The sequence below is a fragment of the Pseudorhodoplanes sinuspersici genome, from assembly GCF_002119765.1.
Lineage (GTDB): Bacteria > Pseudomonadota > Alphaproteobacteria > Rhizobiales > Xanthobacteraceae > Pseudorhodoplanes > Pseudorhodoplanes sinuspersici.
This window is the reverse complement of record NZ_CP021112.1, coordinates 4,173,440-4,199,873: the sequence shown is the minus strand read 5'-3', so window position 1 is coordinate 4,199,873 and position 26,434 is coordinate 4,173,440. Positions and strand designations below refer to the sequence as shown.

Annotated in this window: 30 protein-coding genes; 20 read left to right on the top strand and 10 right to left on the bottom strand. The window is 61.5% G+C overall.

Going from position 1 to position 26,434, the window contains the following annotated elements:
* The first annotated feature begins 8 nt into the window (after nt 1–8).
* Entirely contained in the window at nt 9–884 is an 876-nt protein-coding gene (locus CAK95_RS20360) for an amidohydrolase family protein (RefSeq protein WP_086091545.1), read from the top strand.
* A 37-nt stretch (nt 885–921) separates the two neighbouring features.
* On the opposite strand, the gene CAK95_RS20355 is transcribed toward CAK95_RS20360, so the two are convergent.
* From CAK95_RS20355 to CAK95_RS20345, 3 genes are all read right to left on the bottom strand, one after another.
* A complete protein-coding gene (locus CAK95_RS20355) occupies nt 922–1,623 on the bottom strand; it encodes an SDR family oxidoreductase (RefSeq protein ID WP_086089573.1) in 702 nt (233 codons plus the stop codon).
* Nucleotides 1,624–1,714: 91 nt separating this feature from the next.
* On the bottom strand, nt 1,715–2,164 hold the full coding sequence (locus CAK95_RS20350; RefSeq protein WP_086089572.1) for an SRPBCC family protein: 450 nt from the start codon (nt 2,162–2,164) through the stop codon (nt 1,715–1,717).
* Nucleotides 2,165–2,188: 24 nt separating this feature from the next.
* Nucleotides 2,189–2,836 (bottom strand): polysaccharide deacetylase family protein, encoded by a 648-nt coding sequence (locus CAK95_RS20345; protein ID WP_086089571.1) that lies wholly within the window; start codon nt 2,834–2,836, stop codon nt 2,189–2,191.
* A gap of 218 nt (nt 2,837–3,054) precedes the next feature.
* On the opposite strand from CAK95_RS20345, the gene CAK95_RS20340 reads away from it, so the two are divergent.
* The 4 genes from CAK95_RS20340 (at nt 3,055) to CAK95_RS20325 (ending at nt 6,925) form a co-directional block, all read left to right on the top strand.
* Nucleotides 3,055–4,419 carry a 3-carboxy-cis,cis-muconate cycloisomerase gene (locus tag CAK95_RS20340; RefSeq protein ID WP_086089570.1) on the top strand — a complete coding sequence of 455 codons (1,365 nt, stop codon included), beginning with the start codon at nt 3,055–3,057 and terminating at the stop codon, nt 4,417–4,419.
* A 140-nt stretch (nt 4,420–4,559) separates the two neighbouring features.
* Nucleotides 4,560–5,339 (top strand): 3-oxoadipate enol-lactonase, encoded by a 780-nt coding sequence (gene pcaD / locus CAK95_RS20335; protein WP_086089569.1) that lies wholly within the window; start codon nt 4,560–4,562, stop codon nt 5,337–5,339.
* Nucleotides 5,340–5,352: 13 nt separating this feature from the next.
* On the top strand, nt 5,353–5,742 hold the full coding sequence (locus CAK95_RS20330; protein ID WP_086089568.1) for a carboxymuconolactone decarboxylase family protein: 390 nt from the start codon (nt 5,353–5,355) through the stop codon (nt 5,740–5,742).
* Nucleotides 5,743–5,830: 88 nt separating this feature from the next.
* Nucleotides 5,831–6,925: a flavodoxin family protein gene (locus CAK95_RS20325; protein ID WP_198343745.1), complete on the top strand. Its 1,095-nt coding sequence runs from the start codon at nt 5,831–5,833 to the stop codon at nt 6,923–6,925.
* A 2-nt stretch (nt 6,926–6,927) separates the two neighbouring features.
* On the opposite strand, the gene CAK95_RS20320 is transcribed toward CAK95_RS20325, so the two are convergent.
* Complete coding sequence (locus tag CAK95_RS20320; RefSeq protein ID WP_086089567.1) at nt 6,928–7,590, bottom strand: hypothetical protein; 663 nt, start codon at nt 7,588–7,590, stop codon at nt 6,928–6,930.
* A 115-nt stretch (nt 7,591–7,705) separates the two neighbouring features.
* Nucleotides 7,706–8,593, bottom strand: a complete 888-nt coding sequence (locus CAK95_RS20315) for a helix-turn-helix domain-containing protein (RefSeq protein ID WP_086089566.1) — start codon at nt 8,591–8,593, stop codon at nt 7,706–7,708.
* Between the two features lie 160 nt (nt 8,594–8,753).
* On the opposite strand from CAK95_RS20315, the gene CAK95_RS29330 reads away from it, so the two are divergent.
* The 9 genes from CAK95_RS29330 (at nt 8,754) to CAK95_RS20275 (ending at nt 17,251) form a co-directional block, all read left to right on the top strand.
* Entirely contained in the window at nt 8,754–8,972 is a 219-nt protein-coding gene (locus CAK95_RS29330; protein ID WP_157699689.1) for a hypothetical protein, read from the top strand.
* A 327-nt stretch (nt 8,973–9,299) separates the two neighbouring features.
* Complete coding sequence (locus tag CAK95_RS20310) at nt 9,300–10,220, top strand: ABC transporter permease subunit (protein WP_183044163.1); 921 nt, start codon at nt 9,300–9,302, stop codon at nt 10,218–10,220.
* A 1-nt stretch (nt 10,221) separates the two neighbouring features.
* The gene (livM, locus tag CAK95_RS20305; protein ID WP_086089565.1) at nt 10,222–11,598 is read left to right on the top strand and encodes a high-affinity branched-chain amino acid ABC transporter permease LivM; all 1,377 of its coding nucleotides are present in this window, start codon (nt 10,222–10,224) and stop codon (nt 11,596–11,598) included.
* Nucleotides 11,595–12,500, top strand: a complete 906-nt coding sequence (locus CAK95_RS20300) for an ABC transporter ATP-binding protein (protein ID WP_086089564.1) — start codon at nt 11,595–11,597, stop codon at nt 12,498–12,500. Before livM ends, CAK95_RS20300 begins: the two co-directional genes overlap by 4 nt.
* A gap of 139 nt (nt 12,501–12,639) precedes the next feature.
* The gene (locus CAK95_RS20295) at nt 12,640–13,392 is read left to right on the top strand and encodes an ABC transporter ATP-binding protein (RefSeq protein ID WP_086089563.1); all 753 of its coding nucleotides are present in this window, start codon (nt 12,640–12,642) and stop codon (nt 13,390–13,392) included.
* The gene (locus tag CAK95_RS20290; RefSeq protein ID WP_425349622.1) at nt 13,393–13,815 is read left to right on the top strand and encodes a DUF6867 family protein; all 423 of its coding nucleotides are present in this window, start codon (nt 13,393–13,395) and stop codon (nt 13,813–13,815) included. It abuts the gene before it with no gap.
* 102 nt (nt 13,816–13,917) lie between these two features.
* Complete coding sequence (locus tag CAK95_RS20285) at nt 13,918–15,063, top strand: branched-chain amino acid ABC transporter substrate-binding protein (protein WP_086089562.1); 1,146 nt, start codon at nt 13,918–13,920, stop codon at nt 15,061–15,063.
* A gap of 283 nt (nt 15,064–15,346) precedes the next feature.
* Nucleotides 15,347–16,477: an ATP-dependent DNA helicase gene (locus CAK95_RS20280; protein ID WP_086089561.1), complete on the top strand. Its 1,131-nt coding sequence runs from the start codon at nt 15,347–15,349 to the stop codon at nt 16,475–16,477.
* 57 nt (nt 16,478–16,534) lie between these two features.
* Entirely contained in the window at nt 16,535–17,251 is a 717-nt protein-coding gene (locus tag CAK95_RS20275; protein WP_120265347.1) for a class I SAM-dependent methyltransferase, read from the top strand.
* Nucleotides 17,252–17,554: 303 nt separating this feature from the next.
* Here the strand turns inward: CAK95_RS20275 and CAK95_RS20270 are convergent, their stop codons facing one another.
* Nucleotides 17,555–18,094 carry a VOC family protein gene (locus CAK95_RS20270; protein WP_086091541.1) on the bottom strand — a complete coding sequence of 180 codons (540 nt, stop codon included), beginning with the start codon at nt 18,092–18,094 and terminating at the stop codon, nt 17,555–17,557.
* A 187-nt stretch (nt 18,095–18,281) separates the two neighbouring features.
* On the opposite strand from CAK95_RS20270, the gene CAK95_RS20265 reads away from it, so the two are divergent.
* Nucleotides 18,282–18,758 (top strand): MarR family winged helix-turn-helix transcriptional regulator, encoded by a 477-nt coding sequence (locus CAK95_RS20265; RefSeq protein ID WP_245303473.1) that lies wholly within the window; start codon nt 18,282–18,284, stop codon nt 18,756–18,758.
* A gap of 156 nt (nt 18,759–18,914) precedes the next feature.
* Here the strand turns inward: CAK95_RS20265 and CAK95_RS20260 are convergent, their stop codons facing one another.
* The 3 genes from CAK95_RS20260 to CAK95_RS20250 all read right to left on the bottom strand — a co-directional run bounded on the left by CAK95_RS20260 (nt 18,915) and on the right by CAK95_RS20250 (nt 21,583).
* Entirely contained in the window at nt 18,915–19,712 is a 798-nt protein-coding gene (locus CAK95_RS20260) for a class I SAM-dependent methyltransferase (RefSeq protein ID WP_086089559.1), read from the bottom strand.
* A gap of 273 nt (nt 19,713–19,985) precedes the next feature.
* On the bottom strand, nt 19,986–20,510 hold the full coding sequence (locus tag CAK95_RS20255; RefSeq protein WP_086089558.1) for a hypothetical protein: 525 nt from the start codon (nt 20,508–20,510) through the stop codon (nt 19,986–19,988).
* 329 nt (nt 20,511–20,839) lie between these two features.
* Nucleotides 20,840–21,583, bottom strand: coding sequence for a cytochrome c biogenesis CcdA family protein (locus CAK95_RS20250; RefSeq protein WP_245303472.1), 744 nt, complete (start codon nt 21,581–21,583; stop codon nt 20,840–20,842).
* 231 nt (nt 21,584–21,814) lie between these two features.
* Here CAK95_RS20250 and CAK95_RS20245 point away from each other — a divergent pair, with 231 nt between their 5' ends.
* Both CAK95_RS20245 and CAK95_RS20240 read left to right on the top strand, forming a co-directional pair.
* Nucleotides 21,815–22,819, top strand: coding sequence for a P1 family peptidase (locus CAK95_RS20245; RefSeq protein WP_086089557.1), 1,005 nt, complete (start codon nt 21,815–21,817; stop codon nt 22,817–22,819).
* A 106-nt stretch (nt 22,820–22,925) separates the two neighbouring features.
* Nucleotides 22,926–23,183: a KTSC domain-containing protein gene (locus CAK95_RS20240; protein WP_086089556.1), complete on the top strand. Its 258-nt coding sequence runs from the start codon at nt 22,926–22,928 to the stop codon at nt 23,181–23,183.
* Between the two features lie 28 nt (nt 23,184–23,211).
* Here CAK95_RS20240 and CAK95_RS20235 read toward each other — a convergent pair whose 3' ends face one another.
* Nucleotides 23,212–24,459 (bottom strand): NAD(P)/FAD-dependent oxidoreductase, encoded by a 1,248-nt coding sequence (locus tag CAK95_RS20235; protein WP_086089555.1) that lies wholly within the window; start codon nt 24,457–24,459, stop codon nt 23,212–23,214.
* 267 nt (nt 24,460–24,726) lie between these two features.
* Between CAK95_RS20235 and rpe the strand changes: the two genes are divergently transcribed.
* Genes rpe through CAK95_RS20220 form a run of 3 tightly spaced genes read left to right on the top strand, consistent with a single transcriptional unit; the run spans nt 24,727 to nt 26,371 of the window.
* Entirely contained in the window at nt 24,727–25,410 is a 684-nt protein-coding gene (rpe, locus tag CAK95_RS20230; RefSeq protein ID WP_086089554.1) for a ribulose-phosphate 3-epimerase, read from the top strand.
* Nucleotides 25,407–25,928, top strand: a complete 522-nt coding sequence (locus CAK95_RS20225) for a hypothetical protein (protein WP_086089553.1) — start codon at nt 25,407–25,409, stop codon at nt 25,926–25,928. The genes rpe and CAK95_RS20225 overlap by 4 nt, the downstream gene beginning before the upstream one ends.
* Nucleotides 25,929–25,981: 53 nt before the next feature.
* Nucleotides 25,982–26,371, top strand: coding sequence for a DUF930 domain-containing protein (locus tag CAK95_RS20220; RefSeq protein WP_086089552.1), 390 nt, complete (start codon nt 25,982–25,984; stop codon nt 26,369–26,371).
* Nucleotides 26,372–26,434: the final 63 nt, after the last annotated feature.

Sequence of the window (26,434 nt, the reverse complement as noted above, 5' to 3'; positions counted from 1 at the left end):
AGTTCACTGTGCCGCCGCTGACTCCGCCGCCCGATCGTCACCCGAAAAAGCCGCGCCTGATTTGCCCGCCCGGCGCGGTCGATGGACAAATCCATCTGTTCGGCCCGGCGGAGAAATATCCCTTCGATCCCGGCAGCAAATACATTTCCGAGGATGCGCTTCCGGAAACGAATCTCGCGATGCAGGACATCCTCGGCTTGAGCTATGCCGTGATCGTCAGCGGCGGCGGTTATGGCATGGATACCCGCCATCTGGAGGATACGTTGCGCCGTTGGCCCGATCGCTTCCGCGGCGTGGCGTTGCTGCCCCTGGACACGACAGCCGAGAGGATGAAGCAGCTGCACGATCTCGGCGTCCGCGGCTGCCGCTTCGTCAGCCCGCATCACGGCGCGCATCTGCCGCACCTCTCCGAGCGCATCGCCGCGATGGCGGCGGATTTGGGATGGGTTGTGCAATTCTATCCTTCCCCGCGCGATCTGGATGACTATGCCGACCGGCTCACCGCGTTGCCTGGAAGAGTGGTGCTGGACCATTTCGGTGCGATACCAGCCGAAGGCGGCGTGGATCAGCCCGCCTTCAGAACCATTCTGCGCATGCTGGACTCAGGAAAAATCTGGGTGCGGCTGTCAGGGCCGATGCGCTGCACCAGGCAGGACTTCCCCTATGCCGCAGTGACGCCGATCGCGAAGGCGCTGGTGAAAGCAGCACCGGAGCGTCTCTTCTGGGGCTCGGATTGGCCGCATGTGAATATGCAAGGGCGCATCATGCCGAACGACGGCGATCTTTTGGATCTGATGCTGGAATGGGTCCCGGATGAGACGGTCCGCAATCGCATCCTTGGCCGCAACGCGCGCGACCTCTTCGGCTTTCCTGAGCCGAGCTAGATCGAGCGCCGCCGCTCGGCGCCGCCGCTGCTAGCGATCACACAGACCGGGTCAATCCGCCGTCGACGCGGATATTCTGGCCGGTGATGTAGCCCGCGCCCTCGGAGACCAGAAACGCGATTGTCGCGGCGATCTCCTCGGCCGTTCCATAACGCTGCATCGGTACACTCTGCCGCCGCTCTTCTGCCGCAGGCAGGCTATCAATCCAGCCGGGCAGCACGTTGTTCATGCGCACGTTGCTGGCGGCATAAGTGTCGGCAAAAATCTTGGTGTAGGACGCGAGCCCGGCGCGAAACACGGCCGACGTTGGGAACATGGCGCTCGGCTCGAAGGCCCAGGCCGTTGAGATGTTGACGATCGCACCCGTATTCTGTTTGGCCATGATCGGTGCCACCAAGCGCGTGGGACGGATCACATTCATCAAATAGACGTCGAGCCCCGTGTGCCACTGCTCGTCGGTGATCTCCAGAAGCGAACCGCGCGGACCGTGGCCCGCACTGTTCACCAGCGCATCGACGCGTCCCCATCGCTCCATCGTCTGGTCAACCAGCCGTTTGAGATCGTCGTTTGATTGGTTGGAGCCGGTGACGCCGATCCCACCGAACTCTTTGGCGAGCACCTCGCCCTTGCCGGATGACGACAGCACGGCGATCCGATAGCCGTCCTTGGCCAACCGCCGCGCGGCCGACGCGCCCATGCCGGAGCCACCGGCGGTGATGATTGCGACACGCTCCGTCATGGTATCCGCCCCCTTACGCTCATGCCGATACGCGACCGGCACGCCTTGCGGCGTGCCGGGAGAATGCAGTCGGCGGCGCCGAAATATCCGATCAGCCCGCCTTCACGGCCTCGGCAAATCTTGCGAAGAAATCGTCGGCCATCTTCTTGGCGGCGCCGTTGATCAGGCGCTGACCGAGCTGGGCCAGCTTGCCACCGATCTGGGCTTCGACATCGTACTTCAACAGCGTGCCACCTTCGTGATCGGAAAGCTGGACGACGGCGCCGCCCTTGGCAAAGCCGGCAATGCCGCCGTCGCCCTGCCCGGAGATTTTGTAGCCATTCGGCGGATCGAGATCGGTCAGTTGCACCTTGCCTTTGAACTTCGCCTTGACCGGGCCGATCTTGTTGACCGCCACGGCCTCGAATTCGGTATCCGAGAGCATGTTCAACTCTTCGCAACCGGGAATGCAGGCCTTCAGCACCGCCGGATCGTTCAACTTTGCCCACACATCCTCGCGCTTTGCAGCAAGCGGGACTTCACCGGTCATCGTCATCGCCATAGCGGGTCACTCCATTAAAAATAATCAGGCTGCAGCCACGTAGTGATCGATCGGCCGCACAATCTGTCCGTCGATGATCGGGGTGCAGTCGGGTGGAAAGTCCTGACGGATGCGCCCGCCCGCGTCGCCCACCCTATCAAGAAACTGTTCGAGATGCGCCATCGCTCCTGTGGGCAAGTCATGCAGCACCATCAGGGTCCAGGGCTGCGAGCGGCATTGCTCCATCGCGCGATCGACCCAGCCATCGGGATCGGCCCAGTCGCGCGGGATCGCATTCCACAACACGCATGTGTAGCCGCCGCGCTTCAGATACTCGACCACCGGGCCGGACATCAGACGCCGGTCCAGATTGCCGCCGCCGCCGAAGGGACGAAAAAACCGGTGTGGATGAACAAGGCCTTGAAGCGCGGCCTGCGTCTGTCCGATCTCGAATTCGGCGATATCGGCCTCACGGCGTTCGCCGAGCGGGATTGAATGCGTCCAGGAATGATTGCCGATCCAGTGACCCTCGGCATGCGCGCGCTCGGCGAGCTTGCGGCATTCCGGCTTACTCACTTTCTGGCCGATGACAAAGAACGTGGTTTTGATCGAACGCCGGTTCAGGATGTCGAGCACCAGCGGCGTCACGTCCGGCTCGGGGCCGTTATCAAAAGAGAGGGTCAGGTCAAACATGCGGCGGTATCGCCGATTTCAGGCCTTCGACGCAAGTGTGCGGTGCGATGCAGCCGAGGTGGCGGGTCTGCATTCCCTGCATGTACCCCTGTTTCCGGTGACGGAGCACCGGTTCGGCACAGAAAATGTGCCCCCGCGACAAAAACCTGTGCGGACCCGGATTCAATTCGTACGGGCCATGCTCTAGGGTGCGCGCGCAAATCCAAAGGGGCCATCGCATGTCCAGCCCACTCATGCCGTCTTCGCTTATGGGCCCGCTCTTCTCGAGCGCGGCGATGCGCGAAATCGTGTCCGACACCGCGCGCCTGCAGCGCATGCTGCGGGCCGAGGCCGCGCTCTCGGCCGCCGAGGCATCGGTCGGTGTGATTCCGTCCGGCGCGGCCATGCCGATCGCACAGGCTTGCCAGGCCAAGCTCTACGACATGCATGCGCTGAGCCTTGCCGCCGTCGCCGCAGGCAATCTCGCCATCCCGCTGGTCAAAGCGCTGACGGCGGAAGTCGCCAAGAGCGATCGCGACGCCTCGCGCTATGTGCATTGGGGCGCGACCAGCCAGGACATCATCGACACTGCGCTTGTTCTCGAATTACGCGCAGTGATCGATGCGCTGATCACCGATCTCGATCGTGCCATCCCGGCTTTCGCAACGCTGGCGGAAAAGCATCGGCACACGGCAACGGTCGGGCGCACCTGGCTGCAGCAGGCTTTGCCGATGCCGTTCGGCCTCAAGGTCGCGGGTTATGCATCGGCGCTGTCCCGCGCGCGCGCGCGGTTGAAACGGGTGCGCCAGGAATCGCTGGCGCTGCAATTCGGCGGCGCCACCGGGACGCTCGCCGCACTCGGCGACCGCGGCATCGATGTCTCGATCGCCTTTGCCAAAGAACTCGATCTGCTTTTGCCGGACGGCCCGTGGCACACCCATCGCGACCGGCTCGGCGAAGTCGCAACGGCGCTGACGATGCTGGCCGGCACCTGCGGCAAGATCGCGCGCGATGTCGCGCTGTTGATGCAGACGGAAGTCGGCGAAGCCTTCGAGCCGGCGGGTGAAGGCCGCGGCGGCTCCTCGACCATGCCGCACAAGCGAAATCCCGTGGCCGCGGCGGCCGGCCTTGCCTGCGCGGCGATTGCGCCGCAGCTTTGCGCGACGATCCTGGCCGCCGAAGTGCAGGAGCATGAGCGCGCGGCGGGCGCCTGGGCGGCGGAATGGCCGACCTTCCCGGCCCTCGCGCTGGTGACGTCCGGCGCGCTCACGTCGGTCGTCGACATTGCCGAAGGGCTCGACGTCGACGCCGAGCGCATGCGCGCCAATCTCGACATCACCGGCGGACAAATCATGGCTGAAGCTGTCGCCTTCCGGCTCGCCGACAGGATCGGCAAGTCGGACGCACACAAGCTGGTCGAGGAGGCCAGCAAGAAAGCCCATGCGGATGGAATTCCGCTGAAGCAGGCGCTGGCCGACAATCCCAAGGTCACCGCGGTGATCCCCGCCAATGAATTGTCGAAGCTGTTCGAACCCATGAGCTATCAGGGCGTCGCGCAGCAATTCATCGACCGGCTGATCGCGACCGCGAAGACGGGACGATGAATGTCCGCGCTTGATCCTGCTCCGTTCGTCCCCGCGAAAGCGGGGACCCAGACCTCGTTAAAGATACTGTCTGGATTCCCGCTTTCGCGGGAATGAGCGGAGAGATATTGCATTTCACAAAAGTCACTGGAGGAAACTGAATGCCCGTTATCGATTCCCACGGCTGTCCCATCGATGTCGAGGTTACAGGGCCGGCCGATGCACCGGTGCTGATGCTGTCGAGTTCGCTCGGCACCACAAAGCACATGTGGGATCCGCAGATGGAGGCGTTTGCCGGCCGTTATCGCGTCGTGCGTTACGATCGCCGCGGCCATGGCCGGTCCGGCGTGCCCAAAGGTCCTTACACGATGGAATTGCTGGCCCGCGACGCCATTGCGGTGATGGATGGCCTCGGCTTGAAAAAGGTCAACTGGCTCGGCCTGTCGATGGGCGGCATGGAAGGCATGTGGCTTGGCGCCCATGCGCCGGAGCGGATCGAGAAACTCATCCTGTCCAACACCAGCACTTATTATCCCGACAAGACACCGTGGCATACGCGCATCGACACCGTCACCAAAGGCGGCAGCGTTGCGGCCATCGCCGACACGGTCATCAATGCGTGGCTGACGCAGAATTTCCAGAAGAGTAATCCCGACGTCACCGCGCGGATGAAGGAGATGATGATCGCAACACCGGTCGAGGGCTATCTCGGCTGCTGCGCCGCCGTGCGCGACATGGATCATCGCGAGATCATCAAAGCTATCACCGCGCCGACACTGATCATCGCCGGATCGAAGGACATGGCGACCAATGTCGAGGCCGCCGAATTCATCCGCGACCGCATCAAGGGATCGAAGCTCGCCATCGTCGATGCTGCGCATATCGCCAATGTCGAGCAGTCTGAGGCTTACGCGAAGGAAGTCATCGGCTTCCTTGGCTGATCTGGAGAAAATGATGGACGAGAAAGAACGCTACGACACCGGCATGGCGCGGCGCCGCAAGGTGCTCGGCAATGCCTGGGTCGACAAGGCCAATGCCGGCAAGACACCGTTCAACAGCGAATTCCAGGACTTCATCACCCGCTATGCCTGGGGCGAAGTGTGGACCCGCCCGCATTACGACGAGCGCACCCGCCGCGTCCTGGTGATCGGCACCATGCTGGCGCTCGATAAATGGGCTGAATTCCGCATGCATGTGCGGGCGGCTTTGGTCGAAGGCGGCTTTACGCCCGACGACATCAAGGAGATCATCATCCAACAGGCGATCTATTGCGGCGTTCCGGCCGCCAATCACGCCTTCAAGGAAGCGGGCGAGATCATCGCCGAGCTGGACAAGAAGGGTTGAGCACCCTGCCCTGAACCGAAAAGCATGACGCGCGTTAGCTCAGCTGGCGCGCGCTCTTTTTGCGCGCTGTGTTTTCAGTGAGCGCGTCATGCCCAAACCCGATATCCACAAGATCGATGTCCGAAAAGGAATGCCGAGCGTCCAGTTGACGCGCGAGGAGTTCGACCGGCGGTTCAAGGCAAGATTTTACGATCCGATCTTCGAGCCGCTGGCGCCCGAGCTTGCGAAGATCGCCGACGCTGCCTGGGTCAGCTATGACGACTATCACAAGGCGCCGCGCACGCATCCCGCCGGCGAAGGCTATGCCGATCCCGCCTATCAATTGTCCGACGAATGGCGCGATGCGAGCCGCGCCGTGGAGGCTGCCGAAGCATGGCAGAAAGACAAGGCGTCTCCCTCGCGCATCCTGATCGTCAACGGCTCCTCGCGCAGCAATCAGACCTGTCCCGGCGAGATGTCAAAGACATATCGCCTGGCGGAGATTGCTAAATCCGTCATCGACGATGGGGGCGGATATGAAACCGAGTTGCTCGATCTGTCGCGCCTCGCCTCGGAATACGGGCGCGTCATCTATCCGTGCAAATCCTGCGTCTCGACGGCGATGCCGCTCTGCCACTGGCCGTGCTCCTGTTATCCCAATCACGCGATGGGGCAGACCGGCGACTGGATGGCGGAGATCTATCCCAAATGGGTGGCCGCGCACGGCATCATGATCCTGTGTCCGGTGAACTGGTATCAGGCGCCGTCCAGCCTCAAGCTGATGATCGACCGGCTGGTCTGCGCCGACGGTGGCAATCCCGATCCGACCACGACACAAGGCAAGGACCCGGCGCTGGCAAAAGAGATCGAACTCAAGGGTTGGGATTATCCGCGCCATCTGGCCGGCCGCGTGTTTTCCGTCGTTGTCCATGGCGATGCCAGCGGCGCGGAAAATCTGCGGCGCATCCTGTGCGACTGGCTGGAGGACATCGGATTGATCTCCGCGGGCCATCTTGCCGCGATCGATCGCTATGTCGGTTACTACAAGCCTTATGCGACGAGCCACGAGGATCTCGACCGCGACACGTCGTTTCAGGATGAGGTGCGCAATTGCGCGCGGGCGCTCATGCAGGGCGTGCGGCAGATGCACAACGGCGAGTTGAAAGAGCCCGACCGCAAGCTGCGCGACGTCCGGCCGAAATAACCCTACCTTCCGTAAATGCTGTAAGCGGGGCCGCATGCCTTCACCGGTGCGGGCTTGACGACATAACCAGCCTCGTCACGCAGGCGATCCCAGCGGGCCGATATCCCCTCGCGCATAGCAGGAGACACGAAATCCTCCGGCTTGATATTTCGGCGAGCCGCAATGCGCGACACCCATCGATCGAGGAAGCCGGGCTTGTGCTGATATTCGGGCTCGTACAGCCGTTCGATCATCGACAGCGTCGCGGCAAGACCGACCAGCCAGAGCGGCAGACGCTCATGGATCAGTATTTCGGTTGCTCCGCTCAGCATCGCAGGCGTTGCCGCGACCAGTGTTGAAACAACAATGAGGATCAACCCGGCATCGAGCATGTCGTGCGAGATGCGATGACCGCGCAATGTACCGATCCGCGTTGCCAGATGGCAGCTGCACATGATCGCGATCGCAAGACTCATGACACCGAAGAATGCCGCCAGCGGCAGATGCTGCGTCGTCTGCAAGCCGGCCCATTTGCCGATCGCGTAAACGGTGTTGGCAAAGCCCAGCCGCTCAAGTCCGAGCGTCGGCGAAGACAGAATGCGCCAGGCCTCGAATCCAAAGACCAGGGCGAAATCGAGCGCAATCACCGCAATCAGAATAGGAATGACTTTCGGCGTCCACCGCATCGCTTCGCTCCTGCCGCCGTCCTTACTTCGGACGTAGGGCTGGAGTCTGCGCGTCTCCAATTGCGCCTTCAATGGTAAGCTTTTGTTTACCTTAATCGCGGCCGCCGCGGCCCGATCACCGCAACTGCGCGGCGCGGAATTCCTGCGGCGTGGTGCCGGTCTGCTTGCGGAAAAAACGCGCGAAATGGGACGGATCGGTGAATCCCAGGGCATAGGCGATGTCGTGGATCGGCCGGCCGGTGAAAACCAGGTCCCGCTTTGCCTCCGTCAGCACGCGCTGGCGGATCAAATGGCCGGCGGTGACGCCGGTGGCACGCTTCACATGGTCATTCAACCGATCGGACGTCATCGCCAGGGCCGAGGCGTAAAATCCGATCTGCCGCTCTGTCAGGAAATTCTTGTCCACCAGCCGCTTCAGCGCTTCCACCGTCGCATCGGCGGGCATCAGGGTCATGGCGCCGCTCCGTGCCCGGCTCGCCGATTGCCGCGCAATTTCGATCGCAATCAGCGCCAGCAAAGCGCGCATCGCCAGCTTGTAGCCGTCGCGCGCCAGGAACGTTTCCTGATGCAGATCCTTGCAGAGCTGCACCAGCCTTCCGCCATCCCGCGCCGGGTCGAATGCCATGACCGGCTCCGCCGCCATCGCATTCAATTGCGCGATCGCTTCGCCGGACCGCTCTCCTAGGATCAGCGCAACATCGTCGCTGAAGCTCATCACCCAGCCGTCGGTCACGTCGGCATGGAAGCGAAAGCCATGCGCCATGCTCGGCGCGACGACGATGATACACGGCGCGGTAAAAGGCTTGATCGACGCTTCGCAGGTCATCTCGCCGCCGCCGCGTTCGATGACCAGAATCTGGAACAGGTTGCGATGCCGATGCACGCGGATCAGCCAATCGTTGATCGATGAACGCGAGGCGATGGTTTCGACATGGATGAAGTCGAACGCCTGTTCGTCGGGCGGATCGCCATAGAGATGGAATAAGGGAAGTCCGGCCGTCATTCGGGCAGACTAGAACAGGATGCCGAAACGTGTGAAGCGGTTTCGGAAACATCATTGCCTTTGAAGGATCAGAAATAACGCGTTCGCCGACACGGCTAGGATACTGGAACCACGATCGCGCCCAAAATGAAAACCCCGCCGGCGAAATGGCGGGGCTTCCATGGTCCAAGCTCAGCCTTATTCAGCAGAAGCTTGCCGCGATGCCGTCCTAACGGCTCTGGCCGCCATGCTGCCCTGGCTTCTGTTGTCCACCATGTTGACCGCCATGCTGGCCGCCTTGGCCGGGCTGCTGGGTCTGCTGACCAGGTTTCTGCTGCTGGCCTCCGTGCTGGCCACCCTGGTTTGGGTTATTCTGCTGCTGTTGCTTACCCATGTTTAGGCTCCTTGAAGGGCCCCTGCCCAGCACTCACAACGCGCGGCGCAGCCTCGGCGTTCCTGGAGGGTCATCGGCGGTCTTGGCCTTTTTTCAGCAGAAGACCACTCGCCTTCGCCTAAAGACTGCGCAAAATTTCAGCGTCCGGTTGGTTGAGCGGCGGGATCCCGCAGGGGGCATTCGACGTCCACAGGTATTTGATCGGAATATCGTTTCAGCCAGCGCTGCGTTGCTGCGCCGGGGTGCCGCTGCTATGAAACATGGGTCATCGGATGTCGTTTCGGCGTCCGTTCGACGAGCCGGGCTACGGGACTTTGGGGAAAGGCACGTCGAATGTTGGAAGGTTTCGTCCAGCAACTCGTCAATGGCATCACGCTGGGCTCGATCTATGGCCTGATCGCCATCGGCTACACGATGGTGTTCGGCATTATCGGCATGGTGAATTTCGCCCATGGCGATGTCTTCATGGTCTCGACCTTCGTTGCGCTGATCACGGTACTGGTGCTGACGAGCTGGCTCGGCATGTCGTCGATCTTTCTCGTACTGCTGATCGTGCTCCTGGTCGCCATGCTGGTGACGTCGCTATTGAGCTGGGGCATCGAACGTGTCGCTTATCGGCCGCTGCGCGGCTCGTTTCGTCTGGCGCCGCTGATCTCGGCCATCGGCATGTCGATCTTCCTGTCGAATTTCGTTCAGGTCGCGCAGGGTCCGCGGCATAAATCGATACCGCCGATCGTGCAGGACGGCATCGTGCTGATTGATCGCGGCAATTATCAGGTCACACTGTCATATCGGCAGTTGATTATCTGGATCGTCACCGCGCTCGTGCTGGCGATCTTCTGGTATGTCGTGACCAAAACTTCGCTCGGCCGGGCGCAACGCGCCTGCGAACAGGATCCGAAAATGGCGTCGCTGCTCGGCGTCAATGTCGATCGCACCATTTCCATCACCTTCATCATCGGTGCGGCCCTCGCCGGCGTCGCCGGCACGATGTACCTGATGTATTACGGCGTGATCAGTTTCGCCGATGGTTTCGTGCCCGGCATCAAGGCGTTCACTGCCGCCGTGCTCGGCGGCATCGGCTCGCTGCCCGGTGCGGTGATCGGCGGTCTGTTGATCGGATTGATCGAGACATTCTGGTCGGCTTATTTTTCGACCGATTACAAGGATGTTGCCGCATTCTCGATCCTGGCGGTCGTGCTGATCTTCCTGCCGCAAGGCCTGCTCGGCCGCCCCGAGGTCGAAAAGGTCTGACATGGTGGAGAAGGTACAGCCGCGCATCGATGTGCTGCGCGGATTGAGAGACGCCCTCCTGGCAGGTCTTGTGACCTTCGGCCTGCTGCTGCCGCTGATCGGCCTGCAGACCACCGTCAACATCCGCAACGAATTGATCCTGCAGGAACGGCCTTACCTGCTGGCGGCGATGGTGCTGGGCGTTGTCGTCATCAGCCTGATCGTCTCGTTCGTCATCCGGCCGCTGGCGCAAAGGCGAGCCGCCGCAAAACCGGAGAGCACAAGCCTCAAGGCCGCTCACCGGCGCGCAGCGATCGCAAAATTCGCTATGCCATTCGCGCTTGGCTTTGCGTTTCTTTATCCGGTCGTCGCGATTCAGCTTGCCGGCTGGCAGGGTTCGGTGAAGTGGATCGACAATTTCGGCATCCAGATCCTGATCTACATCATGCTGGGATGGGGCCTGAACATTGTCGTCGGCCTCGCTGGCCTGCTCGATCTCGGCTACGTCGCCTTCTATGCGGTCGGCGCCTATTCCTATGCGCTGCTGTCGCAGAATTTCGGTTTTTCGTTCTGGATTCTGCTGCCGCTCGCCGGCATTCTCGCCGCCTTCTGGGGCATCCTGCTCGGCTTTCCGGTGCTGCGCCTGCGCGGCGACTATCTCGCCATCGTTACCCTGGCCTTCGGCGAGATCATCCGCCTTGTGCTGATCAACTGGGTCGATCTCACCAACGGCTATGCCGGCATCAGCGGCATTCCGCGGCCGAGCTTTTTCGGCATTCCGTTCAACGCCGATGACGATGGCTTCGCCGCGGTGTTCGGCCTTGAATTCTCGCCGCTCTATCGCACCATCTTTCTCTATTACCTGATCCTGTGCCTCGCGCTGCTGACGGCCTTCGTCACCATGCGGCTGCGCCGTCTGCCGATCGGCCGCGCCTGGGAGGCCTTGCGCGAAGACGAGATCGCCTGCCGCGCGCTCGGCATCAACACCACCAACACCAAGCTCTCGGCCTTTGCCATCGGCGCGATGTTCGGCGGCTTTGCCGGCTCCTTTTTCGCCGCGCGCCAGGGCTTCATCTCGCCGGAATCCTTCACCTTCATGGAATCGGCGATGATCGTCGCCATCGTCGTGCTCGGCGGCATGGGCAGCGCCTTCGGCGTCGCCATCGCCGCGATCCTGATGATTGGCGGCACCGAATATCTGCGCGAGCTCGACTTCCTGAAAACCATTTTCGGCAGTCAGTTCGATCCGACGCAATACCGCATGCTGCTGTTCGGCGCGGCGATGGTGCTGATCATGATCTGGAAGCCGCGCGGCCTGATCTCGACGCGTGATCCCACCGCCTTCCTGCATGAGCGCAAGACCATCGCCGCCAAGTTCGTCAAGGAAGGCCGTGGATGAGCGCTTCCGACGATATCCTCCGCGTCGAGCATCTCACCATGCGGTTCGGTGGGCTCATCGCGGTGCACGACCTGTCCTTCACGGCCAAGCACGGCGACATCACCGCGCTGATCGGCCCGAACGGCGCCGGCAAGACCACCGTGTTCAACTGCATCACCGGTTTCTACAAGCCGACCGAAGGCCGCATCGCGCTGCAATGCGGCGAGCCTGCCGCTTGGGATCGTCTCGAAGAATTGACGGCCAGCCCGAAGCAAAGCGACACCGGCCGCAACGGTTCGTTGTTTCTGCTGGAACGCATGGCCGACCACGACGTCGCCAAATATGCGCGGGTCGCACGCACGTTTCAGAATATCCGTCTGTTCCGCGGCATGACGGTGCTGGAAAATCTTCTGGTCGCCCAGCACAAGCCGCTGATGCGGGCCTCGGGCTTTTCCATCTTCGGCATCTTCGGGTTGGCGCCATTCCGCAATGCCGAGGCCATCGCCATCGACAAGGCCGTGCAATGGCTCGAGACCATCAATCTTATCGATCGCGCCGACGATCCGGCGGGCGATCTTCCCTATGGCGATCAGCGCCGGCTCGAAATCGCGCGCGCCATGTGCACCGATCCGGTGCTGCTGTGCCTTGACGAACCGGCGGCGGGTCTCAATCCACGCGAAAGCGCAGAACTGTCCGAGTTGCTGATCCAGATCCGCGACCGGCACCGGACCTCGATCCTCCTGATCGAGCACGACATGTCAGTGGTCATGCAGATTTCCGATCACGTCGTCGTGCTGGATTACGGCGAGAAGATCTCCGACGGCACCCGCGATCAGGTCAAGAACGATCCGAACGTCATCGCCGCCTATCTCGGCGTCGAACAGGAAGAGGTGGAAGCCGTCGCATCGGAGGTCGGGCTGTGAATCACCGGGCCTCGCTCCACACTCCGTTCGCCCCCGCGAAAGCGGGGACCCAGTCTTCGGCAGATACATTTTGCGGTGCGGCTCTGGGTCCCCGCTTTCGCGGGGACGAGCGGGTTATATTTGACTTGCGGAGTGCATCATGAGCACGCCCGCCAGCCCATTCTCACCCCTCCTCGCCATTCGTGGCGTCACCACGATGTATGGCAATATCACCGCGCTGCGCTCCGTCGACCTGCATGTCGATCCGGGCGAGATCGTCACGCTGATCGGAGCCAATGGCGCCGGCAAGTCGACGCTGATGATGACGATCTTCGGCAATCCGCGCGCGGCCGAAGGCCAGATCGTCTTCGACGGCCATGACATCACCCATAGACCGACGCACGAGATCGCGCGTCTGTCCATCGCGCAATCGCCGGAAGGCCGGCGGATTTTCTCGCGCATGACGGTGCTTGAAAATCTGCAGATGGGCGCGGCTGTCATTGGCAACGCGCATTTCGAGGAAGACCTCGAACGCATCTTCATGCTGTTTCCGCGCATCAAGGAGCGCATCGCCCAACGCGGCGGCACGCTCTCCGGCGGCGAGCAGCAGATGCTGGCGATCGCCCGCGCCTTGATGTCGCGGCCGCGCCTGCTTCTGCTCGACGAACCCTCGCTTGGCCTCGCGCCGCTGGTGGCCCGGCACATTTTCGATGCCGTCGCCGATCTCAACAGGCGCACGGGTCTGACCGTGCTGTTGGTCGAACAGAATGCCTTTCATGCGCTCCGCCTCGCCCATCGCGGCTACGTGATGGTCAATGGCGAAATCACCATGTCCGGAACCGGCCGCGAACTGCTCGACAGACCCGAGATCAAAGCCGCCTATCTGGAAGGCGGACGGCGGGAGGCCAGCTAGATGGATCTGGTATTGGTCCCCGTCTTTATTTTTCTGCGCGTCATCGCCTCGCTCTTTTATGAAGAGGATTCCTTCTTCGTCTTCCTGCTGGTCACGATCTTTCTCGGGGGCGGCGCCGCCTTTCTGTCCGGCCGGGCCATTGCCGGCACCTGGCGGCCGTCATGGCAGGTGTTTCTGGCGGCTCTCGCGCTTGGCGGCGCGGTCCGCTTCTTCCACTTCGCCCTGTTCGGCGGCACGCTGCTGGCACCGTATTATTACGCGGTCGATACCCTGTTCTGCCTGTTGTTTGGTCTGTGGGGTTACCGCATGACCAGAGCCGGTCAGATGGCGGAACAATATGGCTGGATCTACCGGCGGGCCGGCCTCCTGAATTGGGCGGCAAAAAGAGTTGCGCGAAACGCCGCAGCATCCAAATCCGGCTGACCTTTTTCCCGGTTTGGCGCTAGAATCGACGTAAGGCGAATACCGTCCAACCAGCATCCTTGCGGCGGAACCAGCCCGCCACGCATTCGAGGGGAGTTTTGAATGAAACGGACAATCGTACTCGGCCTTGCGCTCGGCTTTGCCGTAGCCGCGACGAGTTCTGCGACGGCGCAAATCAAGATCGGCGTCGCCGGCCCGATCACCGGCGGCAGCGCCGCCTTCGGCCTGCAACTGAAAAACGGCGTCGAACAGGCGGTGGCCGACATCAATGCCGCCGGCGGCATCAACGGCCAGAAGATTCAGCTCTTCGTCGGCGACGATCGCGGCGACCCGAAGGAAGGCGTCTCGGTCGCCAACAAATTCGCAGCGGATGGCGTGAAGTTCGTGGTCGGCCACTTCAATTCCGGCGTCACCATGCCGGCCTCCGAGGTCTATCAGGAAAACGGCATCCTTTCGATCACGCCGGCCGCGACCAATCCGCGGATCACCGATCGCAAGATGTGGAACGTATTTCGCGTCTGCGGCCGCGACGATCAGCAGGGCGGCGTTGCCGGCAACCTCATCGCGGAGAAGTTCAAGGGCAAGCGCGTCGCCGTCGTGCATGACAAGACCACCTATGGTCAGGGCCTCGCCGACGAAACGCGCAAGGCCATGAACAAGGGCGGCGTGAAGGAAGTCCTCTATGAAGGCGTCAACCGCGACGACAAGGACTTCACCGCGCTCGTCTCCAAACTGAAGGCCGCCAATATCGACCTGCTCTATTGGGGCGGCCTGCACGATACCGGCGGCCTGATCGTGCGCCAGATGCGCGACCAGGGCGTGAAGGCACCGCTGATGGGCGGCGACGGCATCACCGATGACGAGTTCGCCTCCATTGCCGGCCCCGGCGCCGAAGGTACGCTGATGACCTTCTCGCCCGATCCGCGTACCAATCCGGCCAACAAGGAAATCGTCGAGGTGTTCCGCAAGAAGGGCTTCGAGCCGCACGCCTACACGCTCTACAGCTATGCGGCGCTGCAGCTCATCAAGGCCGCGGCCGAACAGGCCAAGTCGCTTGATCCGAAGAAGGTGGCCGACGTTCTGCGGGCCGGAAAGCCGTTCAAGACCGTGCTCGGCGACATCGCCTTCGACAAGAACGGCGACGTGTCGAATGACGGCTACATCGTCGATGGCAAGAAGAAAGACCGCTACGTGCTCTACACCTGGAAGAAGGGCCCGGACGGCAAGCTCAGCTATTTCGAGGATTGATTTTCGCCCTCGCGCAAAAAAGCCCGCTTGGTTTCCGAGCGGGCTTTTTTGTTTCCGCTCGTCCCCGCCAACGGGTCGCGCACCTAAGTCGGCTGTTGCTGACTTAGGTCATATTCATTTGCCGATCTCGGGCAAGCCCGAGACCGTCGCGCGCTCGATGACGGCTCCGGCGGGGACCCCAGAGTCACAAGACTGGATTCCCGCCTTCGCGGGAATGAGCGGAGTTTGGGACTGACACGAGTCAGGGTTACATCGCGCCCCAAATCGCTCTACACACCGCCCCATGCCCGAATTCTCCCCGCAACAGGACGATGCCCTCCGCGCCGTGTCGGCCTGGCTGAAAGCCAAGCCCGGCACCGGCAACACCCCGCAGATTTTCCGGCTGTTCGGCTTTGCCGGCACCGGCAAGACCACCCTCGCCCGGCATCTCGCCGAAAGCGTCGATGGCAAGGTCTCGTTCGCGGCCTTCACCGGCAAGGCGGCGCTGGTGATGCGCTCCAAGGGCTGCTACGGCGCCTCGACCATTCATTCGCTGATCTACAAGACCCGGGAAAGCAGCGCGGAAACGCCGAGCTTCGAACTCTGGGACGACGCCCCCGCCTCCAAGGCGGCGCTGATCGTCATCGACGAATGCTCGATGGTCGATGCCGAACTCGGCCGCGACCTGATGTCGTTCGGCATTCCGGTGCTGGTGCTGGGCGATCCTGCGCAGCTTCCGCCGATCCAGGGCGGCGGCTTCTTCACCGAGGCAGAGCCCGACGCGATGCTGACCGAAGTGCATCGCCAGGCGCAGGATGATCCGATCGTTCGCCTCTCCATGATGGTGCGCGAAGGCAGACGGCTCGAACCCGGCCGCTATGGCGACACCGAAGTCGTGTTGCGCAGCGATTTCGATCCCGACCGCGTGCTTGAGACCGACCAGATCCTGGTCGGCCGCAACAACACGCGCAGAGCTTACAACACGCGGCTGCGTGAACGGCTTGGCCGCGAGGAAGGTCTGCCGGTGGCGGGCGACAAGCTCGTGTGTCTGCGCAACAACCGCCGCAAGGCGCTGTTCAATGGCGGATTGTGGGTGGTGAAGGAACGCGCCGCCGGCAAATCCGGCAGCGTCATCACCATGCGTATAACACCCGAAGCCGACGTGTCAGGCGCCGCGCTTGGCGTGAAAGCGGTGAAAGTCTCCGTGCGCCGCGAGTGTTTCTTGGGCGGCATCGAAGATTTCGACTGGCCCCAGCGCAAGAAATACGACGAATTCGATTACGGCTATGTGCTCACCGTGCACAAGTCGCAAGGCTCACAATGGGACGATGTCGTTTTGTTCGACGAAAGCTTCGCCTTCCCTGACAGTCGCGAACGCTGGCTCTATACCGGTATCACCCGCGCGGCGAAGCGGCTCAGCATCGTGGTGTCTTGAAGCGTGATTGACCCGGCTGTGGCGATCGCTCATGCTTTCCGACAGGAGGACATCACAATGCTTCAGCGTGTTTTGAGGGCTACCGGCCTGAAGCCGCGGCCTTGGGATAGCTATGCCAGGTTCGAATACAAGTCGGTCTGGAACGCCGTCGCGCCGACCGAGGACAAGGCAAAGCTCGCGGTCAGCGGCACGCTGGATAAGGTCGAGCACCAGCGCTCGGCAGAGCAGACCCTGGAATGGCTGCAGCGCCATGTCGGTATTCACCCCGACGATGTGATCGTCGATATCGGCGCCGGCTTCGGCCGCGTCGGAGAACTCGTCGCGCCGCTCTGCAAGCGCTGGATCGGCACCGACGTCTCCGAGAACATGATCGCCGTGATCAAACAGCGGCTCGCGGATCACAAGAATGTCGAGGCGATCGCGACCAACGGCTTCGACCTGTCGCCGATCGCAACCGCATCGGCCGATATGGTCTACTGCACGACGGTGTTCATGCATCTCGACGAGTGGGAGCGCTACAACTACATCGTCGAAGGCTTCCGTATTCTGAAGCCAGGCGGCCGGATGATCGTCGACAATATCAGCCTCGCCAGCGACCAGGGCTGGAACATCTTCATCGAGCACACCAGGATCCCGCCGGCGCAGCGCCCGCCCAGCATCAGCAAGATGTCGACGCCGCAGGAGATCGCGATCTACTTCCAGCGCGCCGGCTTCAAGCGCATCAATCAGGCCGAGCTTGGGCCGATGATCATCACCTATGGTGTGAAGCCCTAGGGGCTTTGTTCGAGCTTGAGGTCGTCACTATCCTTCCCGGCCCTGCAGTCAAACGTGCGCAGACTGCGTAAACTTGTCTGCGTTGCCGGGCATCCACGCTCCCCTGCCCTAAAAGCGTTTCGTGTTTTGATGGAAACCTCAAAATAAGTCGCTGTCGTCCCGCCAACGGGCCGCGCACCTAAGTCGGCTGTTGCCGACTTAGGTCATATTCATTTGCCGATCTCGGGCAGGCCCGAGATCGGTCGCGCGCCCGATGACAGGCTCCGGCGGGGACGACCAAAACGCTATAGGCGCAAAGGGCACTCAATGCGCGGCGAACTCCTTTTCATGAAGCCAGGCGGCGTGACGCGGCGGCTTCTTGGTCGCCGCCCATTCCTCAACCATGGCCGGCGCCACAGCTTTGAGTTTCGCCATGGTCTCGGGCGTGGTCGTCCATGCTGCAAGTTCGAGACGATGACCGGACGGATCGAAGAAATAGATCGACTTGAAGATGTCATGGTCGGTCGGGCCAACGACCTCCAGGCCTTCAGCCTTGGCTTTGGCCTTGATGGTTTCGAGAGCGGCGACGTCGGCGACCTGAAAGGCGATGTGCTGCGTCCAATCCGGCGTATTCGGATCGCGGCTCATGGGCGGCGATTTTGGCAGCTCAAAAAAAGCGAGAATGTTGCCCGAGCCGGCATCGAGAAAAATATGCATGTAGGGGTCGGGCTCCTTGGTTGAGGGAACCTTGTCTTCGGCAATGGCGCCAACAAGCTCCATCCCCATCACGCGTTTGTAGAAGTCGACTGTCTCCTTGGCATCCTTACAGCGGTAGGCGACGTGATGAATCTTTTCGATGAGCATGATGCCCTCCTTGGTTTCCTGATCCATAAAGTAACAAATGTTACTAATTTGCGCAAGGCCAAGAAGACGACCAAGCAGGATTTTCGATGTAATAAGGGGGAACGCGCCAGCGGCAATTGGACAAAACGTATTAAAATCACTAACATACGATACAATTTTGGGTGCCGCCGATGCAGGCGTCTGGCCAATGGGCGAACAGGTGATGACCATGTCCCGTGACCGCTTCGAACTGGGGCGCTTTTTCCCCTACCAACTTGCGGCCCTGGCTGAGCGCGTTTCGCTTGCGATCTCACAGCTTTATGCGGGTCGCTTCGATATCAGCCGCGTCGAGTGGCGCGTCCTGGCGGCGCTCGGCACCCACAGCGGAATGGCAGCCAAAGACATCGCGCCTTATTCGGCGCTCGATAAGATGCAGGTGAGCCGGGCCGTCGCGCGACTCGAAGAGGAAGGTTTCATCGAGCGCCGGGAGGATGCCACCGACCGGAGAGCCAAGATTCTCGAACTGACTCCGGCCGGTCGCAGCTTGTTTCAGAAGATTGTCCCGCTCGTCCGTGCCCGAGAAGACTATCTCCTTGGCGCCCTCGACGCGGACGAACGTCTCATGCTGGAGCGGATCATGAACAAGATTCTGGCGCGAGCAGAAGGGCTGATCGAAAGAGGCTGAAACGACAACTGCGCGCCGTGGCTGGACACGTGGTGTCATAGCCGCTCTTCGTTTGGCAGAAGGTCTCGGTCTCTCGCCGCTCATTCCCGCGAAGGCGGGAATCCAGCTCTGTTTGTTTTCTGGGTCCCCGCCTCCGCGGCGACGAGCGGAGAGACTCTAGCCCCGCTGCGCGCAGAAGCTGATCGCCGTCGCAATGGGACTGGCCATGTCGTATGCAAGGCCGAACGCCTTCAGTCCGTGGCGATCGAACAGCGCCAGCATATCGTTCGCCCGCATCCATCGCGCATAAGCACCGTTGCCGCCCCAGAATTTCGGATCCTTCGACGAACGTCCGTAATTCGTCTCCCACAATTCCATGTCCGCATGACGCGGATCGAACAGCTTGCGGCGCGGCGGACCATGATAATGCTTTTCATCGAACACGTGCGACCAGACATAGCAGCGGTCGGTGACGCGGCTGATATCCTCGATCACGGTGATCGGATCGCGCATGTGATAGAGGACGCCACAGGCAAAAATCAGGTCGAAGCGCTCGCGTGTTGACTTGAGAAATTCAGTCACATCGCCCAGCATGAATTTGGCTTTGATCCCGGTGATTTCCTTGGCGATGAGGCATTTCAGATAGGCGTCGGCGTTGCTCTCGATCGCCAGCACATCGGCGCCGAGTTGTTCCAGCGCATAGCTGTGCCCGCCTTCGAGTGGCCCAAGTTCGAGAATGCGCATGCCGTCGAGGCGCCCGTTGCGGCCAAGTCCTGTTGCCGCGGCCTTGGGTCTCGTATCGGCAAAGAGCGGGACATCGCCACTGATTGCGCCCGGCAACACCGGCGACAGATCGGACGCCCAGCCACCGGAAAAAATATCAAGCGCATTCTGATGGCTCGGCGCCCGCGTCTCGAAACGGGAGCGATCGGCGCCGTGGGGAGAAGGCTGCCGTTGAAAAAAACGCTTCAACATCGTGTTTCACACCGGGGCAATGCTATTTCGCTTCGCCTAGAGCATGATGCCGAAAAGTGCGAAGCGGTTTTCGGACAACATCATGCTCTAACTTATGAGAATCGATCACGTTTATGATTTTGGATCGATCCGATCCAAAATCATCGTGATCTGGCGGCAAAGCAAGAGCACATCCATACGGAAAACAACAATGGAAAACCGCCGCACAGGCCGGTCCTATTACCGGCCTCATCCGCGAAGCCATCAAAGCCGGAAAGGCTCTCTTGCCGTCAATCAGCGCGCATCGCGCTTGGCCTGAGCCACCGCGGCGGCCTTGCGCAGACGCCCGCGCTCCATCGGACGGATCAGTGATTTCCGTCGCTCCGTGGCGATGTTGCGCATGCCGTTATGGGCTTGCCGGGTGTTGAAGCCGGTTTCGTTACCGGCCTCGCTCGCTTGCTTCATCGCGAGTGCCTTCCTTGCATTCTCGACATGAGTGACGGCGGCCATCATGCGGCGGCGGCGTTCGCTTTCGCTATTGAGACGGCGGACGGCCATCGCAAGCACGGCCAGCTTGGCTTTTGATCCCTCATCGGATTTCGATGGCGTCGCCCCCTTGGGCGCGGCCTTGCCACGCATCTCGCGCCGCCGCTGATTGGCCTGCGTCTTCGCCCTGTCACGACGTTCGCGCACGAGTTTCACCAGATCAGACAATTCGCGGTCGGATAGCTCCTGAAGCGCCGGGTGATGCGTCTTCTCCACGAGGTCGCGCTCGTCGGCGTCGAGCGCACGCTCTTCCTCTTTCCGTCTGATGGCCATCGGGACTTGCCTCCCTGCTGATCGGGCGAACGCCCGCACGCATCGAGTTTAGATGGCGATCATCTCCCGTTCGACAATGCAACGTGTCGCACCGCCAATGCGGAACCTGTGCCGGATTGGATCACGCCACGGCGTCAAAGCGCGTTACAGGTGCTGCTCTGCGTTCGATGACAGACGACGACACGGGCGAACACGCATGTTGCGGTCTCTTCCGCGACCGAGCAAAGCATCTTCTACGAGCATGAAAACGGACGAATAGCGGGCCATAGGAATATTTTCACGTGAAACAGGCCGGGCAAAGGCCCTTGTTTTCCTGCTGTTTTCGCGCGTCACCCGATCCGGCCCAAAGCCGGGAATGTCTCCAGCAGCCAGAAACTCATGGTCGTGATCGTTCCGGTGAGAAACATGATCCCCGTCAGAACCAAAAGCGCGCCCATCGCCATCTCAACCTTCTGCAGATGCGCGCGGAAACGCGACAGGAACGCCGCGAAAGGCTCGGCCGCGAAGGCGGCCAGCACGAACGGGATACCAAGACCGAGCGAATAAACGGCCAGCAGCGAGGCGCCTTTGGCCACGGTGGCTTCGGACGCAGCAACCGCAAGGATCGCGGCCAGGATCGGTCCGATGCATGGCGTCCAGCCAAAGGCGAAGGCCAGTCCCATCACATAGGCGCCCCACAGCCCGATCGGCTTGGCCATACCGACGCGTTTTTCGCGCAGCAGAAACGAGATGCGCGTCAGCCCAAGGAAATGCAGGCCCATGATGATGATGGCGATGCCGGCAACCGTCGCCAGAACATCCGAATAGGCGCGCAGCAGCCCGCCGATCAGGGTGGCGCTCGCTCCCAGCGCGATGAAGACGGTCGAAAATCCCGCCACGAACAGACAGGCCGCAAACACCGTTTCCAGCCGCACACGCGGTTCTGGCTCCTTGTCGGCCAGCCGCTCAAGCGAGGTTCCCGCCAGATAGACGAGATAAGGCGGCACCAGCGGCAACACGCAAGGAGACAGGAAGCTGATCAGGCCCGCGAATAACGCGGCAAGGAAAGACACGTCCGGCATGGATGTTGTCATGCATGGCTGCGGGGCACGACGCAAGCGGATCGCCCGTCGCCTCTCTGTGATGTGACCGCAGGGCTGTCATGTTACTGCTCGTCATTTGCCGGGCTTGACCCGCAAGTCGGGTTTACCCGACTTGTGGAATTGATAGGGTCAGACGCGGGCAGGCCCGCGTCTGATGCAATCATCATTCGAAAAAGATGGACCCGCGGGTCGAGCCCGCGGGAGACAACGTGGAGCAGGCCATTGCGCAATCTGATCACCGACGTCGCGGGATTGAAGGTCGGCCATGCCGATGACGCAGTGCTCGGCTCGGGTTCGACCGTCATTATTTTTGACGAGCCCACAATCGCCTCCGTCGATTTGCGCGGCGGCGGACCGGGCACACGCGAAACCGAGCTTCTGGCCGCGGAAACAACCGTCGAGCAGGTCGATGCGATTACACTCTCAGGCGGCTCCGCTTTCGGGCTTGATGCCGCCTCAGGCGCACAGGCCTGGCTGCGTGAGCAAGGCCGTGGCTTTGCCATCGGACCGGCACGCGTGCCGATTGTGCCCGGGGCCATCGTTTTCGATCTGCTGGCAGGCGGGAACAAGGACTGGGGCCGATTCTCACCCTACCGGGAGCTTGGCTATCGGGCGGCCTCGGCGGCCTCGGATACCTTCGCATTGGGCAGCGCCGGCGCCGGCATGGGCGCGACTGTGGTCAACCTGAAAGGCGGTGTCGGCTCGGCATCGGCGACCACGGATGAAGGTCACACCGTCGGCGCGCTCGTCATCGTCAATGCGGTCGGCAGCGTCACCATCGGCGACGGCCCGTATTTCTGGGCGGCGCCGTTTGAACGTGACAATGAATTCGGCGGACGCGGCTGGCCAAAGCAATTCACGCCGGACGATCTCGTCATTCGCACCAAAGGCGGCGCACCACGCCAGGCGACCACCATTGCGCTGGTTGCGACCGATGCCGTTCTCACCAGCGCGCAGGCCAACCGCCTTGCCGTTATGGCGCAAACCGGTTGCGCCCGCGCGATCTATCCCGTGCACACGCCGCTTGACGGCGATGTCGTCTTTGCGGCCGCAACGGGTCGAAAGCCTCTCGCAGACCCGCTGATGTCGCTGACGACGCTCGGCGCTCTCGCAGCCAATGTGCTGGCACGTGCTATCGCCCGTGGCGTCTACGAAGCAAAAGCCCTGCCCTTCGACAATGCACTCCCATCATGGCGCGACACATTCGAGCGCGGCAAATTTGCCTAAAACCCCACGGATAAACCATCCGCGACGATCCTGACGGTAAACATGAACTGCCCGCTTTCATCGGCGTTGTTCATGAAATAAATACCAACAAGGAAAGCGTGTGGTTATGCGTTCGCAATATATTCCGCCCCAGGCGAGAGCCGTTGAATCCTCCGTCATTCGTGAGACGGTCTATGCCGCCGACAAGCGTGAGCTGCGCATCACGTTCGTGTCCGGCCGCCAATATGCCTACGCGAATGTCCCGCAATCTATCTACGAAGCCTTTCTGGCGTCGTCGTCGAAAGGCGCGTTCTTCAACATCGCCATTCGCGGCCGCTATCACTTCCACGAAATCCTGCCGTTCAGCGAACGCACGGCTCATTAGATTTCGAACATCATTTTTCGCAAAACCATTACTTCATGAACCGTTCCGCACGATAAGGCGCAGGATCGGTGAAGGGCGTTTCGCCCATCATCAGTTCCGTGAGCAAGCGGCCGCTGACGGGCCCCAGTGTTAGCCCCCAATGCGCATGGCCGTAATCGAGCCAAAGATTGCTTTGCCCCGGCGCAGCCCCGATCACCGGCATGGAATCCGGAAAACACGGACGCCGGCCCATCCACGGCTCGTCTTCCACCGGCTCGCCAATGGGAAACAGCGCGCGCGCCTGCGGCATCAGGCGATCGAACTGCACCGGCGTCGGCGGCGCATCGCGCGCGGCGAATTCCGCGCCCGTGGTCAGGCGCAGCCCCTGCTCCATCGGCACCATCGCGTATCCGACTTCGGCATCCAGCACCGGACGGTTCAGGCCCTTGTTGCCCTTGGGCTTGAAGTGTCGATGATAACCGCGCTTCACTTCGAGCGGCAGCCTGATGCCGAGCGGATCGAGAACATCCTGCGCCCATGGGCCAAGCGCGACCACCGCCTGCGCGCCATCCACCGGTCCTTCGGTCGTATCGACACGCCAGCGGCCATCGGCTCGGTGCAGTGACCGCGCATCGCCGGTCACGATCACCCCGCCCAGCGCCTTGAAACGCTCGGCATAGGCGCGCGTCACCGCAAGCGGATTGTTGACACTCGCGGCCTGCGGCCAATAGATCCCACGCTCGAAAATCGGCGAAAGTCCTGGCTCCAGCACCATCGACCCCGCCGTATCCAGCGCCTCGAATGCGAGGCCGGCAGCGGCAATGGCATCGAGATCGGGCTTGGCGTCATTGAAGGCTTGCGTCGTGCGATAGATTTTCAGCCAACCATTGGTACGCAGATAGCGCTCCGCGCCGGCTTCCCGCATCAGCTTTTCATGCTCGGCAATCGAATTGGCAAAGAGCGGCCGCATCTTTGCGGCAAATTCGAACATCGCCGCGCCGCGCGAATGCCGAAGATAGGCAAACAGCCACGGCGCAATCTTTGGCAGATAAGATAAGTGATAATTCGCTTCTGGCGCCTGTTTGAAAGCGATCTTCAACAACGCGGAAATCTTCAGCGGAAACGGATACGGGAAATACGTATTGCCCTCGATAATCCCGGCATTGCCGTATGAGGTCTCCTCACCCACGGGCTTTCGATCGATCAGCGAGACGGACAGACCGCGTTTGGCAAGGTGAAGGGCGGCGGACACGCCGACGACGCCGGCGCCGAGAACAATCACATCAGTACGAGCCATGAATTCCTCGAGAATAGCCTAAGAGACCGCGGCTGGCCGGCTGCCGGGGGATGGTGGCGCAGAAATCTGACATCCATATAGGCGCAATGCAGGATTCGTGCAGGTGTCGTGACTCTGCCCACATTTGCCGCAGCGGCCAGTTATGCGGGAAAAGCCGTCGCCACGCTCTCAAAATCCACGGTTTGCCCGCCCAAGGCGGGGGTGTTAGACGGGCCGCTCACGATTCAGTAAGCGACGTTTGACGCGGCAAGGTTTGATGAGGACAGCATGCCCCGCCCCCTTTTGATCGCGCCATCGATCCTGGCCTCGGACTTCTCCAAACTCGGAGAGGAAGTGCGTGCCGCCGATGCCGCCGGCGCCGACTGGATCCATCTCGACGTGATGGACGGGCATTTCGTGCCCAACATTACCTTCGGGCCGGACGTGATCAAATCGATCCGGCCGCATTCGAAGAAAATCTTTGACGTGCATCTGATGATCGCGCCGGCCGACCCGCATCTCGAAGCCTTTGCCAAAGCCGGCTGCGATATCATTACCGTTCATGCGGAGGCCGGGCCCAACCTGCACCGGTCATTGCAGGCGATCCGCGCCCTCGGGAAAAAGGCTGGCGTGTCGATCAATCCGGCAACGCCGGAAAGCAGCATCGAATATGTGCTCGATCTGGTCGATCTCGTCCTCATCATGTCGGTCAATCCGGGTTTCGGCGGCCAGGCTTTCATTCCGTCCGCGAGCGAAAAAATTGCACGAGTCCGTTCAATGATTGCCGGGCGGCCGATCGATCTCGAAGTCGATGGCGGCATCACCGCCGACACCGCTCCGAAAGTCGTGGCCGCGGGCGCCAATGTTCTGGTGGCCGGCTCGGCGGTGTTCAAAGGCGGTCCGTCCGCCTATGGCGACAACATCTCGGCCATTCGCCATGCTGCCGCCCTGACACGCGGCGAAGCGGCGTGATCGCGCCGGCCCATGCGCTGACGCTGCTCGCCAACGACCTTGAACCCGGCGAACGGGTGATCTACGCGGTGCGCCCCGACATCTGGACCACCATCCGCAACAAGATCTTTCTGTTGTGGATCGGGGTGCCCTGGTGCATCGCGATTTTCGGACTGTTCCTGGCCGGACGCACGACGTGGGGGATTTTCATCCCCCTTGCCATGATAGGGCTCGCAATGCTTGCAGCGCCCATCATCCTCGCCATCGAGACCCAATACACAATTTACGCGATCACCGACCGGCGAGCGCTGATCGTCCGGACCGGCCTGCGGCCGAGCACGGTCTCCTGCCCGTTCAATCGCATGGACGAAAAACTCGAAATCATGAGCGCAGGTGGCGAAAGCGGGCATCTGTATTTCGCATCAAACATGTCGACAAAAATGCGGGATGTCGATTACACCGGCAAACTCGCATTCCGCGATCTGGCCGATGTTCAAACCGCCGCCGCACAATTGGAGGCCGCCAGAAAGCGCCAATAAGGAAAATGCCCTCGTCTGCCCATCCCAATAGCCTTTGATTCCCGGAAGCTGAAATGAAGCAGATTGTCCTGACCGCCTGCGCCATGTTGCTATTCGCGGCCCCCTCGCATGCCGGAAATACCCGCTTCGACCGCAGCCTGGCCCACCTTGATCCGACCACCCGGCTAGAGCAGGTCTGCGCCGTGGAGACGATGGCCAGGGTCAACAAGGACGCCAATCCATACCGGCCGGATCGGGCGGTGATCTATGCCCTGTCGAAGCCGAAGCTCCGCGGCGACACAGTGACTGGCGATGGCGGCGCCTTCCGCAGCAAGGGCAAGTGGTACCAATATTCCTTCACCTGCAAGGCGACGCCCGACCGCATGAAGGTGTCCACCTTCACCTACAAGGTCGGCAAACCTATCCCGGAAGAGAAGTGGGAGACCTACGGGCTCTACCGCTGACGCAGGCGGAAAACGGCTGCAAAAGCACTTTCTGAGGGCCTGACAGGGGTTTGCCGGGCGGCG

Excerpts from the sequence above, each read along its gene's own strand:
- CAK95_RS20325 (WP_198343745.1), top strand. The coding sequence starts at position 5,831 with ATGCCCAAACCCGATATCCACAAGATCGATGTCCGAAAAGGAATGCCG.
- CAK95_RS20235 (WP_086089555.1), bottom strand. The coding sequence starts at position 24,459 with ATGGCTCGTACTGATGTGATTGTTCTCGGCGCCGGCGTCGTCGGCGTG.
- CAK95_RS20275 (WP_120265347.1), top strand. The coding sequence starts at position 16,535 with ATGCTTCAGCGTGTTTTGAGGGCTACCGGCCTGAAGCCGCGGCCTTGG.
- CAK95_RS20285 (WP_086089562.1), top strand. The coding sequence starts at position 13,918 with ATGAAACGGACAATCGTACTCGGCCTTGCGCTCGGCTTTGCCGTAGCC.
- CAK95_RS20320 (WP_086089567.1), bottom strand. The coding sequence starts at position 7,590 with ATGCGGTGGACGCCGAAAGTCATTCCTATTCTGATTGCGGTGATTGCG.
- CAK95_RS20220 (WP_086089552.1), top strand. The coding sequence starts at position 25,982 with ATGAAGCAGATTGTCCTGACCGCCTGCGCCATGTTGCTATTCGCGGCC.
- CAK95_RS20240 (WP_086089556.1), top strand. The coding sequence starts at position 22,926 with ATGCGTTCGCAATATATTCCGCCCCAGGCGAGAGCCGTTGAATCCTCC.
- CAK95_RS20280 (WP_086089561.1), top strand. The coding sequence starts at position 15,347 with ATGCCCGAATTCTCCCCGCAACAGGACGATGCCCTCCGCGCCGTGTCG.
- CAK95_RS20255 (WP_086089558.1), bottom strand. The coding sequence starts at position 20,510 with ATGGCCATCAGACGGAAAGAGGAAGAGCGTGCGCTCGACGCCGACGAG.
- CAK95_RS20250 (WP_245303472.1), bottom strand. The coding sequence starts at position 21,583 with ATGACAACATCCATGCCGGACGTGTCTTTCCTTGCCGCGTTATTCGCG.
- CAK95_RS20300 (WP_086089564.1), top strand. The coding sequence starts at position 11,595 with ATGAGCGCTTCCGACGATATCCTCCGCGTCGAGCATCTCACCATGCGG.
- CAK95_RS29330 (WP_157699689.1), top strand. The coding sequence starts at position 8,754 with ATGGTCCAAGCTCAGCCTTATTCAGCAGAAGCTTGCCGCGATGCCGTC.
- CAK95_RS20340 (WP_086089570.1), top strand. The coding sequence starts at position 3,055 with ATGTCCAGCCCACTCATGCCGTCTTCGCTTATGGGCCCGCTCTTCTCG.
- pcaD (WP_086089569.1), top strand. The coding sequence starts at position 4,560 with ATGCCCGTTATCGATTCCCACGGCTGTCCCATCGATGTCGAGGTTACA.
- rpe (WP_086089554.1), top strand. The coding sequence starts at position 24,727 with ATGCCCCGCCCCCTTTTGATCGCGCCATCGATCCTGGCCTCGGACTTC.
- CAK95_RS20350 (WP_086089572.1), bottom strand. The coding sequence starts at position 2,164 with ATGGCGATGACGATGACCGGTGAAGTCCCGCTTGCTGCAAAGCGCGAG.
- CAK95_RS20260 (WP_086089559.1), bottom strand. The coding sequence starts at position 19,712 with ATGTTGAAGCGTTTTTTTCAACGGCAGCCTTCTCCCCACGGCGCCGAT.
- CAK95_RS20290 (WP_425349622.1), top strand. The coding sequence starts at position 13,393 with ATGGATCTGGTATTGGTCCCCGTCTTTATTTTTCTGCGCGTCATCGCC.
- CAK95_RS20270 (WP_086091541.1), bottom strand. The coding sequence starts at position 18,094 with ATGCTCATCGAAAAGATTCATCACGTCGCCTACCGCTGTAAGGATGCC.
- CAK95_RS20265 (WP_245303473.1), top strand. The coding sequence starts at position 18,282 with ATGGGCGAACAGGTGATGACCATGTCCCGTGACCGCTTCGAACTGGGG.
- CAK95_RS20295 (WP_086089563.1), top strand. The coding sequence starts at position 12,640 with ATGAGCACGCCCGCCAGCCCATTCTCACCCCTCCTCGCCATTCGTGGC.
- livM (WP_086089565.1), top strand. The coding sequence starts at position 10,222 with ATGGTGGAGAAGGTACAGCCGCGCATCGATGTGCTGCGCGGATTGAGA.
- CAK95_RS20355 (WP_086089573.1), bottom strand. The coding sequence starts at position 1,623 with ATGACGGAGCGTGTCGCAATCATCACCGCCGGTGGCTCCGGCATGGGC.
- CAK95_RS20310 (WP_183044163.1), top strand. The coding sequence starts at position 9,300 with ATGTTGGAAGGTTTCGTCCAGCAACTCGTCAATGGCATCACGCTGGGC.
- CAK95_RS20330 (WP_086089568.1), top strand. The coding sequence starts at position 5,353 with ATGGACGAGAAAGAACGCTACGACACCGGCATGGCGCGGCGCCGCAAG.
- CAK95_RS20345 (WP_086089571.1), bottom strand. The coding sequence starts at position 2,836 with ATGTTTGACCTGACCCTCTCTTTTGATAACGGCCCCGAGCCGGACGTG.
- CAK95_RS20315 (WP_086089566.1), bottom strand. The coding sequence starts at position 8,593 with ATGACGGCCGGACTTCCCTTATTCCATCTCTATGGCGATCCGCCCGAC.